This is a genomic window from Nitrosospira sp. Nsp1 (genome assembly GCF_900100985.1).
Classification (GTDB): domain Bacteria; phylum Pseudomonadota; class Gammaproteobacteria; order Burkholderiales; family Nitrosomonadaceae; genus Nitrosospira.
The window spans coordinates 35,126-54,367 of sequence record NZ_FMUF01000018.1 but is presented as its reverse complement, the minus strand read 5'-3'; the positions used below and the strand labels follow the sequence as shown (position 1 = coordinate 54,367).

Genomic DNA, 19,242 nt, shown 5'->3' with positions numbered 1-19,242 from the left:
CATGTAAACCTGTGCTGGCGCCCAATAGAGTCCCGCCAAGCCGACAAATTGGAAATCCGCATGAAGTACGGGCTACATCGCATTGAATATGTTTGGTAATTTTGATTGACGCGGAAGGTCAGGCATTATAAATTTGCGCTGGGACAAACTTACACCACCGTTGGCTACTGAAATACTGGCGCGTTGTGCTTACTTACTCACTTGAAGGAGTTAACTTGAAGACAGTCAGTTCAAATTTAATCAAGTACCTCGTGGTATCCGCTTTGGCCATCACATCCGTTGTTGCGCCGCTGGCTGCTGAGAGTGCGCTGTTGTCGATTAGTGCAATCACACATGAGCAAACGGGTTATAGACCCAATTGCGCTTCGGGTTTCGGCGGCACGACTACGGGTGCCGGGATCAGTTCGCTCGTGGGAGCGGTTTCCTTTGCGGGGAGCGATTGCATCACGCCTGCTGCAACTTCTTTCTCTTTCATCGGGGAGATGGTCTTTACGGTATGGGGTGGAGATGAACTGTTTGCCAACTATAGCGGTTCCTTCACTCCGACGGCTTATCCATCCATTTTTTCGTTAACTGACTCTACCTTCAAGATAACGGGGGGTACGGGAAACTTCTCTGGAGCAACGGGTGGCGGAACATTGCGAGGGATTCAGAATATCGCGAACGGTATAGGATTAATACAGCTCACGGGGCAGGTAGCCGATTTCAATAAAGATGAGAATAAATCCCAGCCTTTATTTTTTTATCAACGTGCCAGCGATGACCCGGACGATTTGGCAATGATTTATACCAGTTCCGATGACAGTTTGTTTCCAGGTTCGATTACGCTCGGTGATTATTTTTATCAGGATCAGAATGGACAGCTACTCGCGATCAATGCGCTACCCGCATCCGGCTCATTGAGCTTGCTGGCTATCGGTCTCCTCAGCTTCATAGTCATGCGCCGCCGCAAGATATCGAATTCGTGAAATGGCTTTAGCCCGGATGTTTCATAAATTTGCGTGATGATTGCGCAGGATTTTGTTTTGTAGGGAAATTTTGTGAAGGAGTGGCGTAGTTATTCATACGCCCGACTGAACGAAATTTTCATACGAAACAAAAGATCAGCAAGGGCGCGCGTCAATTTATGAAACATCCGGGTTAGTAACCGTATCTTGCCGGCGATGCGGTATATTAACTGTAGAGCGCTCCGAACCGATTTTGAGCACTGCGCGTAGCGTTGCAAACTTGGGAATAGCGATCAGGATGGGGGTGGTCCTCCCGGTGACGGAGGGCGAGCGTCATGCGCTATCTGCAGCATGATTTCCAGTCCGTCCGTGATCAAATGTTCGATCACTGGAATAAAGTAAGGCAGCGACAGCATCAATACCACCATTCCCACCATTAGCGTGATCGGGAAACCGACAGCAAAAACGTTGAGCTGGGGTGAGGCGCGCGTCAGAATGCCGAGCGCCAGATTGACGATCAGCAATGCTGCAACGACCGGCAGCGCAAGTTGCAAGCCTGCCAGGAAAATCGTGCCTCCCCACTCCGCGAGCCTTCTCCATCCGCCGGCTGAAAAGGGTTCGGCCGAGATGGGAAATGCGCTGAAACTTTCAGCCAGCACAGACAGCATCAGCAGATGACCATTTAACGACAGGAACACGAGCGTCGCCAGCAGCCCGAGAAATTTGCCCACTACCAGCGTACTGCCATCGCTTTGCGGTGTGAAGAAGGTGGCGAAACCCAGGCCCATCTGCAAACCCGCAATCTCTCCCGCCAATTCCACGGCACTGAACACGATACGCATGGCAAAACCCATCGCCAGTCCGATTACGACCTGCTGGCTCAGCACCAGCAGTCCCGCGGGCGAGGCCGGCTCCAGGCCCGGAAGCGGTCCTATGGCAGGCGCCAGGATCAGCGTAATGAGAACGCCCAGTCCGATCTTCACCCGCATGGGTATGGCCGTGTTGCCCAGTACCGGCGCCGCTGCCAACAGCGCCAGGATGCGGACAAGCGGCCATAGGAACGAGGTCATCCAAGCGTCAAGATCGGCAGAACTGAAGGTGATCACTAGGGGTATCTTTAACCTGAATTCGGCAGTTGGACGAGGTGAAGTGCGCTGTTAAGTCCGTCCCACAAAAAGATAAAGCTCACGGGGTACGAAATCCTTTTGGCTTTCGCTTATTGTCGCCTGGCAAGCTGCAAGCCAGCATGAATTGCTAGCTCACCAATGCTGGAATTCCCTCAAATACCTGCCGCATGTAGTCAAGCATCACCGAGAGCATCCACGGCCCAGCCAGCACCAGGGCCGTAAATAGGGCCACCAGCTTGGGAATGAAGGATAAGGTCATCTCGTTGATCTGCGTGGCGGCCTGGAAGATGCTTACCAGCAGGCCGGTCGCCAGCGCAACCAGCAATAGCGGCGCAGAAATCATCAGTGTCACCTCCATGGCCTTCTGGCCCAGGGTCATTACGCTTTCGGGGGTCATCGTTTCATCCTTAAGGGTCGATATGGCAAGAACTGGTCTACTTGCCACCACAAATATTTTTGCTCGATCATTTCTCCCTGATCGGAGAAGATTTCAAAACCGGTTACCTGCCAACCGTAAAGCCATACTCCGCCGTCATTGGTAGAAGCTCTCCGCAAGCGAGCCGATCAGCATGTGCCAGCCGTCGACCAGCACGAACAGCATGATCTTGAACGGCAATGCCACAAGGGCGGGCGATACCATCATCATGCCCATGGACATGAGCACCGACGCCACAACCATATCGATAATGAGAAAGGGAATAAACACCGCAAAGCCGATCTGGAAGGCGGTTTTCAGCTCGCTTGTGACAAAGGCCGGGACGAGTACGCGCAATGGCACATCTTCCGGGCCGTTCAGTTGCGGGCCGCCGGAGAGCTTGACGAACAGTGCCAGATCCGCTTCCCGCGTCTGCTTCATCATGAACGCCTTGAGCGGCGCGGCGCCCCTGTCCAGGGCCTCCGACATCGTTATCTTATTGCTGGTATAAGGTTCGTAGGCATTCTCGTAGATTTTGTCGAAAACCGGCCCCATGACGAAAAAAGTAAGAAACAGCGCAAGCCCGACGAGTACCTGGTTTGGGGGCGAAGACTGCGTGCCGAGTGCTTGGCGCAGCAGCGAAAGCACGATGATGATACGGGTAAAGCCGGTCATCATCAGCAACGCCGCTGGCAGAAAGGTGAGCGATGTCAGCAGCAGCAGGGTTTGCAGGCTTAGTGAATAGTTTTGCCCGCCACCGAGAGCCGGCGTGCTGGTGAATGCGGGCAAACCGGGATTCTGCGCCAGCGCAAGCAAGGGCGCGGCCAATAGCACTGTTCCGAGCGCGATCCCCGGTACGACGCGTGTCGCGGACGAAAAGTTGTTAATTGCCATGCTGCTCACCATCACGTTTCGCCGTCACCTGCCGGAACCAGGCGGAAAAATGGTGATTCGTGCTGGCGCCGCCGACGGGATCGGCAATGCCGGTGGTAATCTCGCCCTTGGGCATGCTGTGCAATGCGGTGACATGCCCCGGTGCGACGCCTATCACCAGCCAGGTATCGGCGACTTCTACCAGCACCACCCGCTCGCGCTGACCGACAGCCGAGCCGCCGATTACCTTGATACCGCCACCGGACCTACGCTGGAGGCCGCCAAAACGCCTCAGCAGCCATGCGGAACCCGCCATTACGGCAAGTACCAATCCCAGGCCGAGTATGACCTGGAGCATGCTTCCGCCGTAAGCGGCACTACCCGTTGCATCTGTTGCTACTGTTTGTGCCATGGTAGTCACTGGCAATGTCCACAATATCAATGACAACGGAGCCAGAAAAGGTATCGGTCCAGCCGAAAAGCCTTTGGGGTGGCGCGCGAGGTCAACGCGATAGGGTGAGTTTATAAAACATGCGCACTTGCCATGGAAATGCGCAAACATGCCGTTGCGGATGCCGCCGATTTTCATCTCGTCCATACCTGAATTCGTGGCCTTTGAACTTAGCGGTTTAATTTACGGATACGCTCGCTCGGCGTGATGATATCGGTCAAGCGAATACCAAATTTCTCGTTGACCACTACAACCTCGCCTTGGGCGATCAAATAACCATTGACCAGCACGTCCATCGGCTCGCCTGCCAGGCCGTCCAGCTCCACGACCGAACCTTGTGCCAGTTGGAGCAGATTCTTGATGGCGATTTTGGTACGCCCCAATTGCACGGTGAGTTGAACGGGTATATCCATGATCATGTCGATGTCATTGTGAATCTGCATCTTCTGACCGGGGGTAAACTGCTCGAAAATTGGAGCTGGAGCGCCTTCGGCCACAGCGGCTGCAGCAGTTTCCTGCTCAGTCATTCGTGATTCGGAATTGGCTTGGTTTGCGTGCACGTTCATCTCCTTGGATTGTTTCGTAAAGGGTCGCCTGGACAGATCGCGGCGTTCATCGGCGCTCATTCGTTGCTCGCGGAGCCAAGCATTTTTTCCATGCGCAGCGCGTACCTGCCGTTTGAAACGCCATAACGGCATTCCATTACCGGTACGCTATCGACGCTGGCGGTGACAAATTCCGGGATATCCAGCGGAATTACATCGCCTACCTGCATGTTGAGTATTTGATCGAGGGTAACGTGCACATGCGCCAGGTCCACCAGCATTGTTACCTCAGCCGACTGCACCTGTTTTGACAGGCGGCCAACCCATCGCTTGTCGACCTCCAGCGCCTCACCCTGCATGCTGCTGGAAAGCAGGTCACGTATTGGCTCAAGAATGGAGTATGGGATGCAAATATGCATCTCTCCTGCGATGGTGCCGAAGTTGACCTCGAACGTAGTGGCGACAACCACTTCATTGGGTGTCGCCACGTTGGCGAACTGTGTGTTCGTTTCGGCACGTACATATTCAAACTCGATTGGATATACGGGATGCCAGGATTTTCCGTAGCTGTCGAATACCAGATTGAGCAGGCGCTGGATGATGCGCTGCTCGGTTTGAGTGAAGTCGCGCCCTTCCACCGCGGGAAGAAGGCGGCCATCGCCGCCGAACAGGTTATCAACCACCAGAAACACCAGGGTGGGATCGAACACGAATAGCGATGTACCACGTAGCGGCTTGACGTGCACGAGGTTCAGATTGCTCGGCACCACCAGGTTGCGCACGAATTCGCTGAATTTGATGACCCGGACCGGGCCTGCAGTGACATTTGCGCTCCGGCGCATGAAATTGAACAGGCCAAGCCGTAAAAGCCGGGCAAAACGCTCGTTGATAATTTCAAGCGTAGGCATGCGCCCACGCACGATACGCTCTTGAGTCGCCAGGTTATATGGACGGAAACCTGAAGGTCGAGCCTCCTGCTGAGTTTCGTCCGCACCGCCTCTGATCCCTTTGAGCAGCGCGTCCACTTCTTCCTGCGAGAGAAAGTCGTTACTCATGAGGCATTCACTGGATCACGAAAGAAGTAAAAAGTACGCTTTCGACGACTTCCCCCGAGTTGTCTTCACTGAACGGTTGATTGATCTCGGCGAGCAATTCGGCGGCAAGCGCCTTTTTGCCGTCTGTGGCAATAATCTGCGAAGCAGCCTTGCTGGAAAGGAGCAGCAAAATCCGGTTGCGCACCTCCGGCATATGCAGCTTGATCAAGTCTACCGCTTCGACATTTTCAACCTTCAAGGCCAGATTGGTCTGAAGATGCTGTTCGCTGTGCTCGGGCTGCAGATTGACGGTAAATGTATCCAGGCTGACGAATACGGGTGGCTTCTTCATGGGCGTTGCCCCGTCCTGGATCTGGCTGAAATACCATGCTGCACCACCGGCACCGGCGCCGAGCAGCAGTACGGCCGAAACAACTACCAGAATCAATTTGCTGCCTTTGGGTTTTTGCTTCGGATCGACGACAGCGGACTCGCGATATTCCCTTTCCTGTTTGTTCAGCCTGGTTGCCATGACTCGTCCTGTTCCTAAGTATGAATACCGTTACAAAGTATAAATACCATTATCACAGTAGTAGTGTTGCGGCAGCACGGCGAACAGAAGGAGAAAAACCGGCCATCTCGGAATTTGATGTATGAGACTAAATCGGCTCAGTATTGAACCTGAATCCGGCGGTTCAACTACCGGATTCGGGTTAAAGTGGCAACAAAAATTTGGCACGAAAATTCCCACACCTTTTGGCATTTGGTTTCCAGCGAGCGTGGGCTGGCAGCCAAAAAGTAATTTCAATTCCTGGTTGCGGCTTTTACACTTTTGCAGGCTAAGCGAACGTATCCACCAGACTGTTTCCCCCGGAATGAATAGTGTTTGCACCCGCATCCATCCCAGGCATGGTCATTTGACCGTTGCCCTTACTGTATCGTGCGCCCGAATGGTTTTGCTGTTCGGACTCTGCCTGTTGCCGGGTAGAATCGGCACTCACAGTCGTGTTGCCTAGATTGATCCCGCTGTCCGCCATCATTTCCTTGAGTCGCGGAAGTGCAGCTTCCAGCGCTTGCCGCACATCAGCCTGTTGCGAAATGAACATTGCGCTGACCTGGTCATCGGAGATGGATAAGACGACTTGCAAGGGGCCCAGATCGGGCGGGTTGAGGCTCAGCTCCGCAATCTGTTTCTGGTTGGAGACCATCCAGAGCACCTTCTGACCCAGTGCATTATCCCAGCCGGCAGCACCGAGGCGGGGTTCCAGCCCAAGCGCAGCGTGAACAGGCGTGCCTGCCGCAGCCGCAGCCGCCGAAGCTGCGGATATGGCTGCCGATATGGGACCGCGCTCAGGTACGGCTGCCGCCGCCCCCGCCTCTATCTGTGCGGCGGACAAATTGTGCTGCGCAACTTCAAGCATGGATTTTTCGGGTTGCCGGGTTTCATCCGCCAAGCTGAATTTCGGCGCGCCGAACTCCAATGGGGGCAAAGTGCCCTGTCTCCCATCCTGGGACGGCTTGATCGGGGCGTCGTCGCCAGTAGCGAAAGTCTTATCTGGAATGACCGGATCGCTTACGCCGCCCTGCTCCGCTCTGGTTGCTATCCTGGCCATTACGCCAGACGCGACGGTAGCGAGTGCGTCAGATGGTAATCTTGCGTTCCGGGGCGTGCCCGCACCGGCGGTGGCCGGGGTCGCCCTCGTGCCGATGCCGGTGCTGGTGCTGTCCGGAATTCCGACCGACCGTGCAGTAACCGGGTTGAATTGCGAAACCACCAACCCTGCATGCTGCGCCGCGGCAGTGGCGAGTTCGGGCGGAGACATGCTGGACAAGGTATCGGCGGGGTCGTTGTGCTGGTGTTGGTGCTGGGCATTGGCCTGGACATCGGCTCGGGCATCGATTCCGGCATCGGTTCGGGAACCCGGCGTACGGGTGGCCACCATACCGGGCAATATTTCCGTCATATCCATGGGCTGAAGTGCCGCAGCAACCACAACCAGATTACTTTCCCCTTCCTTTATATCCTTCATTATTTCCGCATTTCGTGCTTCCATCTCCCCGGCGCTGATGACCCTGCCATCGGGATCTTTGCCTGAGGCTGTTTTCTCATCGGGTAGCCCAACGTCGGAGCGGTCCTTTCCGCTCATTTCATGCGCAAGCATTTCGCCAAAACCAGCAGTAGCGGCTGCTTGCCCGGCCTCCTGCGCATCAGTAGCGGGAGCGGAATTCCTGAGCGCAGACACGGGGGATGAAGACATACTGTTGAGTGCGGGCAAGGTCAGCATAATGTTGGTTCCGATATTTTTCGATGGTGATGGTTAAGAGGGAAGTGATCAGCGCGATGGATTCTGGCGTGCGGCGACATTGCCCGTATGCTCGTCGGTTTCACGCTGTTCGCGCTTCGTGGTACGCAGCAATTCCGCGCGGGCCTGGCGTTGCGCGAGCGTGTCATAAGAATTGAAAGTGCGCTTGGCCGACTGCCAGGCGATCTTGCCCGCCGCGACGCGCTGCTGTGCCGAAGCCAGGACCTCGCGCTGCTGGGTGATTGCGGCATCGAGCTTGTCGATGAACTCCTGGTAGTTGCGCCAGTCGGATGCTGTCAGCCCCTGCCGCATCGACACGTGAAAGCGGTCACAGTAATCATCCCGATATTGCAGCAGCAACTGGAGCTTGGCTTCTACCTGTACACCTTGTGTGCACAGCATCCCCAGGCGTTTTGCCGCATCGTCCGTACGTGTCTGCGCCAGTTCGATCAATGTATCCAAAGCGGGTGATTTTGCCATTCTCTTCTTTTCCGGTCAGGGTTGATAAGGGTCAAGTTCGGGCTAATTCGATCAGGTCAGGCTAAGCCGGGCCAAGTCAGGTTTGGTCAACCGCCCGGGGCTGTTCGCCGAGCAGCACGCCCAGTTTAGCGGCGCTGTCCGCATAATCCGCACGCTCGAACATACCTTGCTGAAGGAACGCTTCCAGTTGGGGATATAGCGTGATCGCGCGGTCCAGCAGCGGATCGCTCCCGGACGAGTAGGCCCCTACACTGATCAGGTCGCGTGAACGTTGATAACGCGAATAGAGCTGCTTGAAGCCACGTACCTGCTCGAAATATTGCGGTGAAATCAATCCGGTCATGGCCCGGCTGATCGAAGCTTCTATATCGATGGCGGGATAATGGCCCGCTTCCGCAAGGTGGCGCGACAGCACGATATGACCGTCGAGGATTGCACGGGCCGCATCCGCGATAGGATCCTGCTGGTCGTCTCCCTCGGTCAACACGGTGTAGAACGCGGTAATCGAACCGCCTCCCTTGATGCCATTGCCGGCCCGTTCCACCAGTTGCGGCAATCGGGCGAACACGGAAGGCGGATAACCTTTCGTTGCGGGCGGCTCTCCAATTGCCAGCGCTATCTCTCGCTGCGCCATGGCATAGCGCGTAAGCGAATCCATGATCAGCAGGACATTCTTGCCCTGATCGCGAAAATATTCGGCGATGGACGTGGCATAGGACGCACCCTGTAATCGCATCAACGGCCAGGTATCGGCCGGGGCGGCCACCACCACCGAACGGGCCAGCCCTTCCGGACCCAGGATTTGTTCGATGAATTCCTTGACCTCGCGGCCTCGCTCACCGATCAGCCCCACCACAATCACATCGGCGCTGGTGTAGCGCGCCATCATGCCGAGCAGGACGCTCTTTCCCACGCCGGAGCCGGCAAACAGGCCCATGCGTTGGCCTCGTCCAACGGTAAGCAGCGCATTGATGGCGCGTACGCCGACATCCAGCGTCTGATTTATCGGGTCTCGATCGAGCGGATTGAGCGGCTGATTGACGAGTGGTGCGCCATGCTCCGCCTGCAGCGGTCCCAGACCATCCAAAGGGCGTCCGGCACCGTCCAGTACGCGTCCCAGCAGCCCGTTCCCCACCGGAAAACGCTTGAGCCGGTCAGAGGCACGGCGTCGTGGCTGGCGAGCGTCATCCAGTATCGGCAACGCGCCGGTGTTGCTCCAGGGGATGACCTTCGCGCCAGGTGTCAGGCCAAATACGTCGGTGTTGGGCATCAGATAAAGCCGGTCGCCTTGAAAACCCACTACCTCCGCTTCTACCCTGTTGCCATTGGGCGTCAGCACGGTGCAGCCGCTTCCCACCGCGAGCTTGAGCCCTACTGCTTCCATTACCAGTCCCGTAACGCGAGTAAGATTGCCGGAAACCTGGAAGGGTTGAGCGTTGCCAGCCATATCGCCGCAGCTCTTGAGAAACTGGCGCCACTGGTCTGTGTGAGAGGAAGCTTGCATAAATTTGTCCTGAATCCGCCGGTAGCGAACTTATCAAAAAGTGAAGGTCAAGCGTTCATCGGTTACAGCAAGTCATGACGCCGGTGAAAGTGAGCGGTAAACGTATTACTCCAGCCAGTTGCTGTTTTGCCCCAGCGTTTGAACCATGCGCTGCCAGCGCGTTGCCAGGGTGGCGTCGATCTGGCCACTGCCCGTCTTGATGCGGCAACTGCCACGGTCCAGGCTGGAATCAACGCAGACCGTGCAATCGTTGAGTTCGTGGTGTAGATGTTCGCGCACCAGGGCGGCATCATCCGGATGCAGGAATAGTTGTACCGGTTGACCGAACGCGGCGTCATTTTGCAGGCAATCGCGCACCACCCCAAGCATGAGTTCCGGTTTCACCTTCAAGGCTTCACGCAACATTTGCCTGGCGAGGCATAGGGCCAGAGTGAGCAAGTTGTCAGAGATAGCCTGATCGGCATTTGTCAATTCTCGCTGGAAATCATGCAGCAGCGTCTGCAATTTGCCGACCTCCGCCGCGCCCAGCGCACTGGCGGCCTGATAGCCGGCCTCTTGGCCTGTGTTGAAGCCAGCTTCATATCCGGCGGCGTAGCCTTCCTGCCGTGCTTGCTGATGAATCTGTTCGATCTGCTCGACCGTAGGCAGGATCACTGCCGTGCCGGCGTTATTCGCACTCTCGTGCTTTCCTTCGCCAGGCTCGGGCGTCGATCCCCCGGCAGGCTCGAAAGTATCCATTTCCCAACGCTGATAGGCAGCGAGACGTTCCTTATGAATAATCCGGCTGGCCATGGTTCTCATTCATCCTTTTTTACCTTATCCATCCGGCTGAGCGCGTGAGCGAAAGCGGCGCCCAGGCATCGCTGCGGGATAAATTGGAAATACATCGGCGCTCGCTCATTTGCCTATTTGACAGCTAAAAAGTTTCAGTAATGCGGGTATTGCAAGATCGGATTTTGAGATCCCGTTTACGTGGCAGCCTGCCGGATTTAGGTTGAAGGGAATCGGTTGAATTCTTCAAGCCCACAGACTGCTAGATATAACTTTCTTCTTTCTTGCTGCCGAATACGATCCGGCCTTCGTCGGAAAGCCGGCGAACAACCTGTAATATTTGCTTCTGCTGGGCTTCTACTTCACTCACCCTCACCGGACCCATGACTTCCAGGTCTTCACGCAGCGTTTCGGAAGCCCTGTTTGACATGTTTCTGAATATTTTTTCGCGAAGTTCCTCGGCCGCGCCCTTCAGCGCGATGACGAGCGACCCGGAATCAGTTTCACGCAGCACAAGTTGAATGCCACGGTCGTCTATGTCCATCAGGTTCTCGAAAACGATCATCTGGTCCATTATTTTTTGCGCCAGATCCTCGTCGAACTCGCGTAAATTGCCAAGCACGGAAGTCTCGGCTGCGCTACCCATGAAGTTGATGATTTCGGCTGCCGTGCGGATTCCTCCTACAGGGCTTTTGTTGATATTTTCGCTGCCGGAGAGCAGGTCGGTCAGCACATCGTTGAGCTCGCGCAATGCGTAGGGTTGAATGCCTTCGAGCGTGGCGATACGGAGCAGTACGTCATTACGCAGTTGCTCGGTGAGTTGACCCAGAATATCGCTTGCCTGATTTCGATCCAGATGCACCAAGATGGTGGCGATGATCTGTGGATGCTCGCCTTTGATCAGCTCTGCGACCGATTGCGAATCGATCCATTTGAGGCCTTCTATCCCGCTGGTGTCGTTGCCTTCCAGAATACGGCTGATGATGTCCGTGGATTTGTCCTCGCCCAACGCCCTTTCAAGCACCGCGCGGGTATAACTTTCCGAGTCGAGATCCATGAGAAGGTTTTCCCCATTGGCGCGGCTGCAGAAATCGCTGAGCACCGCATTGATCTGCTCCTGGCTCAGGTTCTTGACTTTTGCCATTGCGATGCCCAGCTTCTGCACCTCGAGGGGGTTCAGATGCTTGAGTACCTGCACTGCTTCATCCTCTCCCAGCGATAGAAGCAGGATCGCGCCCTTGCTGATGCCCTCCTCATTCATTGCCTGTCACCCACTGTTTGACAATGCCCGCCACCAGCTTCGGGTCATTCCTGGCCAATTGTCGGGCAAGCGCCAGGTTTTGCTCATAACCGGAGGATCGCGGCACGGTAGCCAGAGCCGGAGCGGGCTGTTGCCCGATTTTATCTTCGTTCTTCTCGGTGGAATCCGTCAGCAAAGGGGGCGGCGGCTGATTCGCGCGCTTCAGCATCGGTCGCAATACGCCCAATACCAGATACAGAATCAGCGCCCCGATCAGCAAATTCTTCCCGATCTGCTGGGCTAGATCAATCATTTCCGGCTGTTTCCAGAGCGGCACCTCGGGCAGGACATCCTGCTCGATATCCGTAAATGGGCTGTTGACTACATTCAGTGTGTCGCCACGCTCATTGCTGAAGCCCATGGCTTCCTTCACCAGATCCGTGATCTGTATCTTCTGGGCGTCGCTCAACGGTTTGCTGCTGACCACTCCATTCTGATCCGTCATCTTGCTGTGGTTGACAACCACCGCAACGGACAGGCGCTTTATGCCGCCCACCGGTCTGCGCACATGCTGGATCCTCTTGTCCACTTCATAATTGGTGGTGGCATCCTTGCGTGTGTTCATGCTGGTTTGCACAGGAGGCGTTACAGGCTCCGTGGCGCCGGTCGTGGGCGTCTGACTGAGGGGAGAGCCCGGCGGTGTCGTGATCGGAGCCGTTGCCGGCATGGGAGGCTGATTGGAAAGAGCGCCCGGCACGCCGCCCTCCTGACCGGCCCCACTGGCTGATTCCGAGGTCTGCTGGCTGCGTACCGTGGAACTGCCCGGGTCCTGGTTGGGTTTATAAATTTCATCCATTTGCTCGGAGTGAGCGAAATCGACATCGGCGGTAACCTGGGCGCGCACGTTTTCCTTTCCCACGATGGGCGCGATGATGGCTTCGATACGCTTGATATAGCTCTGCTCCAACGCCAGCAAATACTTCAACTGGTTGGGGTTCAAGCCTGTGCTGGCGTCCGATTCGTCAATTTTGCTCAACAGGTTGCCATGCTGGTCCACAACCGTGACATTGCTGACAGGCAGGTTGGGGACGCTGCTGGAAACCAGATGTATGATTGCGTTTACCTGTTGCTGGTCGAGCACGCGGCCGGGGTAAAGATTTACCAGGACCGAGGCGCTTGGCTTTTGTTGTTCGCGCATGAATACGGATTGCTTGCCGATGGCGAGATGGACCCGCGCGCTATCGACTGCTGAAACTGCCTGGATCGAGCGAGCGAGCTCACCTTCCAGCGCGCGCTGGAAGTTGACCTGCTCAAGAAACTGGCTGGTGCCGAACTTCTGGTTTTCCATCAGTTCGAAACCGACCAGGCCGCCCTTGGGCAAGCCCTGCGCAGCGAGTTTGAGGCGGACGTCGTGAACCTGATTGGCGGGCACGAGAATTGCTCCACCTCCATCGGCAAACTTGTGCGGTACGTTCATCTGCTGCAGGGATGCAATGATGGCCCCGCCGTCACGGTCGGATACATTGCTGAACAGCACTTTGTAGTCGGGAACCTGACTCCACATCCAGCCGCCTGCCAGCAATGCGACAATGGCCGAAACAGCCAGCATCAGGCCCATCTTCTGCTGACTGGACATCCGCGCCAAAAAACCCTGCGCGAAAGTCTGGACTCCGCCCGGTGCGATGGCTTCGGCAACTACCGACATGGTGTCTCCAGCGATTCGATATGAATAGAATGGATTTTTTTATTGTTTGTCATATAAGCTCAACTTGGCATTCAATCTGAATTCGGCGGCTGTAGTGAGGTAGCAAAGTAGTAGTGAGTTCACCAGGAAGGTGAGGCCAAGCAATGCGGGAAATCTTTATGGGTCATGGGTGCTGAATTTAAAAGTGCGCTGTCGGCTGCTGTATCCGGGTCTGGCAACCTGTCGGACCTAAATGAAATCGGCTGCAAAAGCGTCTGGGCAGTTCATATTTCGCCGCTTTTTCGCTGCGATTCTTCAAGCCCGACAGGCTGCCAGGCGAATTCGAGCATTATCAACATGCACGCAGGTTTTAAAACAAGGAATAGAAGTGGGTTTTGCAGCCTTTTCAGCGAACGGATCCGAGGTAGGGCCGTGTTATCGTGCACACTTTCCAGAAAAGCGTAAAAACGGGGATCAGATGGATGTATCGAAAATAGACGCAATGCTCGCCCAATTGCAAACCGGTGCTGCGCTCGCGGCGGGGAAGCCGGCATCGGCGATAGCCGGCGCTCGCGGTGGCGGCGGTGAAGGTATGGGTATCGATTTCACCACCGTATTCAGGAAATCGCTGGATCAGGTGAATAACGTCCAGCAGCATGCGGCAAAGCTTGCGCGGGATTTCGAACTGGGCGCGCCCGATGCGAATCTTACCGAGGCAATGATATCGATGCAGAAGGCCTCCATCTCATTCCAATATACCCTGCAAGTACGCAACAAGATGGTATCGGCGTATCAAGATATCATGAACATGCCGGTGTGAATGTGGGGAGTCGATTAAATCGACAGCCCATTCAAAAGGTGTTGAACTGACCTTTGATGTAATCAAAGGACTTGCTTCTCTGGCTTTGAAGCAAATAACTGGCGGGGCGATGTAGCAATGGTGTGGTTTGGTATCATCGTTACTTTCTCTCTCCTTAAAGAGGTAAAGACACGATTCGCGCTTTAAAGCACGCTAAGCCGCTGCGGCGAAGTCATGTATACGGGCCCGAAGCGGCTACCCCGTTATCGGCTTGCAGTTCGCTTCGCTGCTTCTAGTGGCGCAAAGCTGATGAGCAAACGAGACCCCGTAGCTTCCGCCAAGCGCTCCAGCGTCCGCATCGACGGGCGGGAGCGGCCGCTTTCCAGACGGGCGACGACGGGCTGCGTCGTACCCATCCTTCGGGCCAGTTCCTCTTGCGTCAGGCCGGCGCGGTTGCGCACGTCCATGACGGCCCCCGCCAGGACAAACTCCTCCTCTAGCGCATCGTAAGCCTTCTTGTACTTCGGCTCTTTCAGCCACTTCTTGTGCATCTCAGATATGCGCGCCATTGCTACACCTCCATCATTGAACCGATTTCGCGCGGGTTAACGCCAAGTCTATCTCGCGCCGCGGCGTCTTATCCGTTTTCTTCACGAAGACTCGGACAATCACCACGCGTCGAACCAGTGCCGTCACGTAAAGCGCCCGCAAAATTCCGCTGCGGCCCTTCAGCCGTATTTCCCAAATACGGCCTTCAATATGCTTCACGTGCGGATCGCCCACAAGCTCCAGGCCCTTCTCCTCAATAAGCTTTGCGATGCGCGCCAGCCTTGCCCGCATGTCTTCGGGCAAGGCCTCGACCTCCGCACCAACGGTTTCATTCAGGGTCTCGACCGTCCAGCTCATATCTCAGTATATCAAAAAAGATATAATACGGGAAGCTCCTTTTTAAGGGTTCTAAGCCCAAACCTGAGGAATTTTTGAAATCGTTATAATTCAATATATTAAAGTAAGTTTACACTGGCCAATATGGCTTCCAAGTCGGCGCATGACAAATAACCCATGGCAGCGAGAAACTACAGGAATTTTCAACCGTGCGTGATTCGGCAGTGGTTACTGCTGTGGTGGCCATGGTCAGTTGGTTTTGTAGATCTGCGGCGGGCTGCTTAGCCAAATAGAGTAGCCAATACGCTGCTAGCCAATTTACATCGTAGTTTTACTTCTTGGCTACATGGTCTTACAATTGGCCAATTAAAGTATACCCAACTTGGCCAACGTTCATGAATGTCGCCCGCCTCTACCTGCGCGTCAGCACCGACGAACAGGATCTCACCCGCCAAGCCGATATTGAGCATAGTGCCCGCGCGGCAGGCTACTACATTGCTGGCGTCTACCGCGAGAAGGCGTCGGGTGCTCGCGCCGACCGACCCGAGTTACTGCGCATGATTGCTGACTTGCAGCCGGGCGAAGTGGTCGTTGCCGAGAAGATCGACCGCATCAGCCGGCTGCCGTTGGCTGAGGCAGAGCAACTTGTCGCCTCGATCCGATCCAAGGGCGCCAAGCTTGCCGTGCCGGGCGTGGTCGATTTGTCTGACTTCGTGGCTGGTGCTGATGGCGTGGCCAGGATCGTACTGGAGTCAGTGCAGGAGCTGCTACTCAAGCTGGCGCTGCAAATGGCCCGTGATGACTATGAGACTCGCCGCGAGCGGCAGCGTCAGGGTGTCCACCTTGCCAAGGCCGTTGGCAAGTACGCCGGCCGCATGCCTGATACCACGACACACCAGCGTATCGTCATGCTGCGTGGCATCGGCCAAACCATCAAGCGGACTGCAGAACTGGCGGGGTGTAGCCGAAGCCAGGTCAAGCGGATATGGGCCATCCACTTGGCCAAGACGCAAGCTGCCGATAGCGATTTGGCTGCGCAGTAAGTGGTACATGCGCAGCGACAGTAGCAAGTACCTGACTGTCCTCTCGGAGGCAGAGAAGCTTGCGCTCTATGGTCTGCCCGATTTCGACGACTTCCAGCGCACCGAGTTTCTCGCCATGACCGAAGCTGAACACGCCTTGGCGTTTCGACGCAAAGGCATGACGGAGCAGGTCTATTGCCTGTTGCAGATCGGTTACTTCAAGGCCAAGCAGGCTTTCTTTCGTTTCTCCCTGAAAGACGTGCCGCCGGAAGACATCGCTTTTCTGTTGCTGCGCTATTTTCCCGGCCAGACACTGTCCGCGCTGCAACTGCGCGACAGCGAATACTATGCGCAGCGCAAGGAGATCGCCGCCCTGTTTGGCTATCGTATGTGGTCTGACCGCGATCTGCCAGTGCTGCTGGAAAAAGCAACGCTGCTGGCCAGAACGGATGTGACCGCCACCTTCCTGCTGAGCGAACTGATGGTATTTTTGAACGGCCAGCGCATCGTGCGGCCGGGCTACACCACATTGCAAACGCTCATTGGCGATGCGCTCAGCACCGAACGTCAACGCCTGGAACAACGGGTCGAAGCGGCCTTGGACGAAGTGGCGCGCGCCGCACTGCAAAAACTGCTGGTGCGAGAGGATACGCTGTCCGAACTGGCGGCCGTCAAACAGGACGCCAAACACTTCCGGCATCGCATGATGGTCATGGAGCGCCAGAAGCGCGCCACGCTGATGCCGCTGTATGCGATCGCGAAAGCGCTGTTGCCCAACCTGGATATCTCGCAACGAAATATCGATTATTACGCCAGCCTTGCCAACTATTACACAATCTACGATTTACGGCGGCTCAAGCCTGGACAGACCTATCTCTATCTGCTGTGCTATGCCTGGCAGCGCTACCGGCAGCTTTCTGACAACCTGGTTGACGCGCTGGGCTACCACATGAAGCAGCTCGAAGACGACACCAAGGAAACGGCCAACAAGCAGGCCGCCAAGGCTCAAACCCAGCAACAACAAGCAGCGCCACGGGTCGGCCAGCTACTCCTGCTATATGTGGACGATGCCCTTGAAGATGCCACGCCCTTCGGCTCGGTGCGGCGTCAGGCTTTCAGTATCATGTCGAAAGAGGCTCTGCTCTCGACCGGCCAGCGCCTATGCGAAAAACCTGTTAGCCAGATGGAGTTACGCTGGCAGTCGGTAGACAAGCAATCCGGTCGTTGCACCAAGAACCTGCGCCCACTCGCCATGTCGCTCGACTTCGGCAGCAGCGCCACCAAGAGTCCATGGCTCTCGGCCCTGGCTTGGATGAAAGGTGTCTTCGCCCGGCAACAGCGGCTCGCGCAACGGCCGCTCGACGAAATTCCGGAGAACACCATCCCGAAGCGCTTGCGCACTTATCTGCTGGACTTCGATAAAAATGGTAATCCAACCAGCCTACGGGGTGACCGCTACGAATTCTGGGTGTACCGGCAACTGCGCAAGTGCCTCGATATCGGCGACATATTCGTCGATGACAGTGTGCAACACCGGCACTTCGCCGATGAACTGATCGCCCTGGATCGGAAGGCGGCGGTGCTCAAAGAACTGGATATCCCGTGGCTGCGTCAACCGGCCGGTGCCACACTCGACACCTTGTTCACTGAGCTTGATACCCAGTGGCGATCTTTCGACCGGGAGTTGCGCCAAGGCAAGCTCAAACATCTGGACTTCGATCCGGTCAAGAAAACCCTGATCTGGCACCGTCCCAAGGCCGAACAGGACGAAGCGCTGCAAAAGGGCTTCTATTCCAAAGTCCAGGCGCGAGATATTGCCGACATCTTCCGTTTTGTAAATGAACAGTGCCGCTTTTTGTCGGCCATGACACCCTTGCAACCGCGTTATGCGAAAAAGATCGCCGATGACGATAGCCTGATGGCGGTGATTATTGCGCAGGCCATGAATCACGGCAATCTCAGTATAGCCGAGACCAGCGATATTCCCTATCACGTCCTCGAAGCCACCCATCAGCAACACCTGCGTCTGGCGACGCTGAAAGCGGCGAATGACCAGATCAGCAATTTTATCGCGCAGCAGCCCATCTTTCCGTACTATTCGTTTGACCTTGAGGTGCTCTATGGCAGCGTCGATGGCCAGAAATTCAGCGCCGCTGACCCAACGCTGAAGGCGCGCTACTCGCGCAAGTACTTCGGCAAGGATCGGGGTGTCGTCGCCTATTCGCTGTTGGTTAACCATGTGGCGCTACAGACTGAGTTGCTGGGCGCGAACCAGCACGAAAGCTATTGGGTGTTCGACATCTGTTACAACAACACCTCGGATATCGTGCCGACCACCATTACCGGCGACATGCACAGCATCAACAAGGCGAACTTCGCCATCCTGCACTGGTTCGGGATGAACCTCGCGCCGCGCTTCACTCATCTGGAGACGCAGCTGAATCATCTTTGCTGCGGCTGCGATCCAGAGGAGTACGCCAATTTCCTGATTCTGCCGACAGCGCAGATCGACCGCGAATTAATCGTCTCGGAGAAAGACAATATCGACCGCATTGTGGCCACCTTGGGACTCAAGGAGATGAGCCAAAGCACGCTGGTACGCAAATTATGCACCCTGTCCGGTCATCACCGTACGCGCAAAGCAATCTTCGAGTTCGACAAGCTGATTCGCAGCATCTATACGCTGCGCTACCTGCGCGATCCGCAACTGCAGCGGAATGTCCATCGTTCACAGAACCGCATCGAAGCCTACCATCAATTGCGCTCCGTGCTCGCGCAAGTGAGCGGCCGGAAAGAGCTGATCGGGCGTACTGACCTGGACATCGCGATCAGTAACGAGTGCGGCCGTCTGGTCGCGAACGTGGTGACCGCCTATAATTCCATCCTGCTCTCGGGGCTACTGAACCGTTACGAGGTAGAGGTAAACCAGAAGGCGCTGGATATGCTGAAACGAATCTCGCCTGTCGCCTGGCAGCACATCCATTTCCTGGGACATTACGCATTCCGCGACAATCAGCATCCGATCGACATGGAAGCTATATTGGCCAGTGTAAATTTCCTGTAATATACTGAACTATAACGGTTTCAAAAATTCCTCAGGTTTGGGCTTAGAACCCCGATACGTCGCCGACCCTCGGGCCAGACCAAGCGCGAATCGTGTCT

19 protein-coding genes are annotated in these 19,242 nt (G+C 55.8%); 4 read left to right on the top strand and 15 right to left on the bottom strand.

The features are described from left to right. The first annotated feature begins 215 nt into the window (after positions 1-215). Positions 216-968: a hypothetical protein gene (locus tag BLP78_RS11430; protein ID WP_090459329.1), complete on the top strand. Its 753-nt coding sequence runs from the start codon at positions 216-218 to the stop codon at positions 966-968. 272 nt (positions 969-1,240) lie between these two features. Here BLP78_RS11430 and fliR read toward each other — a convergent pair whose 3' ends face one another. The 13 genes from fliR to fliF all read right to left on the bottom strand — a co-directional run bounded on the left by fliR (position 1,241) and on the right by fliF (position 13,395). Continuing rightward, positions 1,241-2,053, bottom strand: coding sequence for a flagellar biosynthetic protein FliR (gene fliR / locus BLP78_RS11425; protein ID WP_090459327.1), 813 nt, complete (start codon positions 2,051-2,053; stop codon positions 1,241-1,243). Between the two features lie 148 nt (positions 2,054-2,201). Further along, positions 2,202-2,471: a flagellar biosynthesis protein FliQ gene (gene fliQ / locus BLP78_RS11420; protein ID WP_025039698.1), complete on the bottom strand. Its 270-nt coding sequence runs from the start codon at positions 2,469-2,471 to the stop codon at positions 2,202-2,204. Between the two features lie 135 nt (positions 2,472-2,606). Beyond that, positions 2,607-3,383 carry a flagellar type III secretion system pore protein FliP gene (gene fliP, locus BLP78_RS11415; protein ID WP_143002947.1) on the bottom strand — a complete coding sequence of 259 codons (777 nt, stop codon included), beginning with the start codon at positions 3,381-3,383 and terminating at the stop codon, positions 2,607-2,609. Beyond that, positions 3,373-3,960, bottom strand: coding sequence for a flagellar biosynthetic protein FliO (gene fliO / locus BLP78_RS11410; protein ID WP_256330242.1), 588 nt, complete (start codon positions 3,958-3,960; stop codon positions 3,373-3,375). The genes fliP and fliO overlap by 11 nt, the downstream gene beginning before the upstream one ends. Positions 3,961-3,983: 23 nt before the next feature. After that, positions 3,984-4,439 (bottom strand): flagellar motor switch protein FliN, encoded by a 456-nt coding sequence (fliN, locus tag BLP78_RS11405; RefSeq protein ID WP_371128878.1) that lies wholly within the window; start codon positions 4,437-4,439, stop codon positions 3,984-3,986. Next, positions 4,436-5,413, bottom strand: coding sequence for a flagellar motor switch protein FliM (gene fliM, locus BLP78_RS11400; RefSeq protein ID WP_090459324.1), 978 nt, complete (start codon positions 5,411-5,413; stop codon positions 4,436-4,438). Before fliM ends, fliN begins: the two co-directional genes overlap by 4 nt. Positions 5,414-5,420: 7 nt before the next feature. Further along, complete coding sequence (gene fliL / locus BLP78_RS11395; RefSeq protein ID WP_090459323.1) at positions 5,421-5,924, bottom strand: flagellar basal body-associated protein FliL; 504 nt, start codon at positions 5,922-5,924, stop codon at positions 5,421-5,423. Between the two features lie 307 nt (positions 5,925-6,231). Next, the gene (locus tag BLP78_RS11390; RefSeq protein ID WP_090459321.1) at positions 6,232-7,677 is read right to left on the bottom strand and encodes a flagellar hook-length control protein FliK; all 1,446 of its coding nucleotides are present in this window, start codon (positions 7,675-7,677) and stop codon (positions 6,232-6,234) included. A 48-nt stretch (positions 7,678-7,725) separates the two neighbouring features. After that, positions 7,726-8,175 carry a flagellar export protein FliJ gene (gene fliJ, locus BLP78_RS11385; protein ID WP_090459320.1) on the bottom strand — a complete coding sequence of 150 codons (450 nt, stop codon included), beginning with the start codon at positions 8,173-8,175 and terminating at the stop codon, positions 7,726-7,728. Between the two features lie 76 nt (positions 8,176-8,251). Beyond that, positions 8,252-9,679: a flagellar protein export ATPase FliI gene (fliI, locus tag BLP78_RS11380; RefSeq protein WP_090459318.1), complete on the bottom strand. Its 1,428-nt coding sequence runs from the start codon at positions 9,677-9,679 to the stop codon at positions 8,252-8,254. Between the two features lie 105 nt (positions 9,680-9,784). Further along, positions 9,785-10,471 (bottom strand): flagellar assembly protein FliH, encoded by a 687-nt coding sequence (locus tag BLP78_RS11375; protein ID WP_090459354.1) that lies wholly within the window; start codon positions 10,469-10,471, stop codon positions 9,785-9,787. A gap of 241 nt (positions 10,472-10,712) precedes the next feature. After that, complete coding sequence (gene fliG / locus BLP78_RS11370; protein ID WP_090459316.1) at positions 10,713-11,711, bottom strand: flagellar motor switch protein FliG; 999 nt, start codon at positions 11,709-11,711, stop codon at positions 10,713-10,715. After that, on the bottom strand, positions 11,704-13,395 hold the full coding sequence (gene fliF, locus BLP78_RS11365) for a flagellar basal-body MS-ring/collar protein FliF (protein WP_090459314.1): 1,692 nt from the start codon (positions 13,393-13,395) through the stop codon (positions 11,704-11,706). Before fliF ends, fliG begins: the two co-directional genes overlap by 8 nt. Before the next feature lie 457 nt (positions 13,396-13,852). Between fliF and fliE the strand changes: the two genes are divergently transcribed. Beyond that, complete coding sequence (fliE, locus tag BLP78_RS11360) at positions 13,853-14,194, top strand: flagellar hook-basal body complex protein FliE (RefSeq protein ID WP_090459352.1); 342 nt, start codon at positions 13,853-13,855, stop codon at positions 14,192-14,194. A 242-nt stretch (positions 14,195-14,436) separates the two neighbouring features. Here the strand turns inward: fliE and BLP78_RS11355 are convergent, their stop codons facing one another. Continuing rightward, entirely contained in the window at positions 14,437-14,742 is a 306-nt protein-coding gene (locus BLP78_RS11355) for a helix-turn-helix domain-containing protein (RefSeq protein ID WP_090459312.1), read from the bottom strand. 13 nt (positions 14,743-14,755) lie between these two features. After that, on the bottom strand, positions 14,756-15,079 hold the full coding sequence (locus tag BLP78_RS11350) for a type II toxin-antitoxin system RelE/ParE family toxin (protein WP_090459311.1): 324 nt from the start codon (positions 15,077-15,079) through the stop codon (positions 14,756-14,758). 374 nt (positions 15,080-15,453) lie between these two features. Here BLP78_RS11350 and BLP78_RS11345 point away from each other — a divergent pair, with 374 nt between their 5' ends. Both BLP78_RS11345 and BLP78_RS11340 read left to right on the top strand, forming a co-directional pair. Further along, a complete protein-coding gene (locus tag BLP78_RS11345; protein ID WP_090459307.1) occupies positions 15,454-16,101 on the top strand; it encodes a recombinase family protein in 648 nt (215 codons plus the stop codon). 7 nt (positions 16,102-16,108) lie between these two features. Next, on the top strand, positions 16,109-19,144 hold the full coding sequence (locus tag BLP78_RS11340) for a Tn3 family transposase (protein ID WP_090459305.1): 3,036 nt from the start codon (positions 16,109-16,111) through the stop codon (positions 19,142-19,144). The last annotated feature ends 98 nt before the right edge of the window (positions 19,145-19,242 follow it).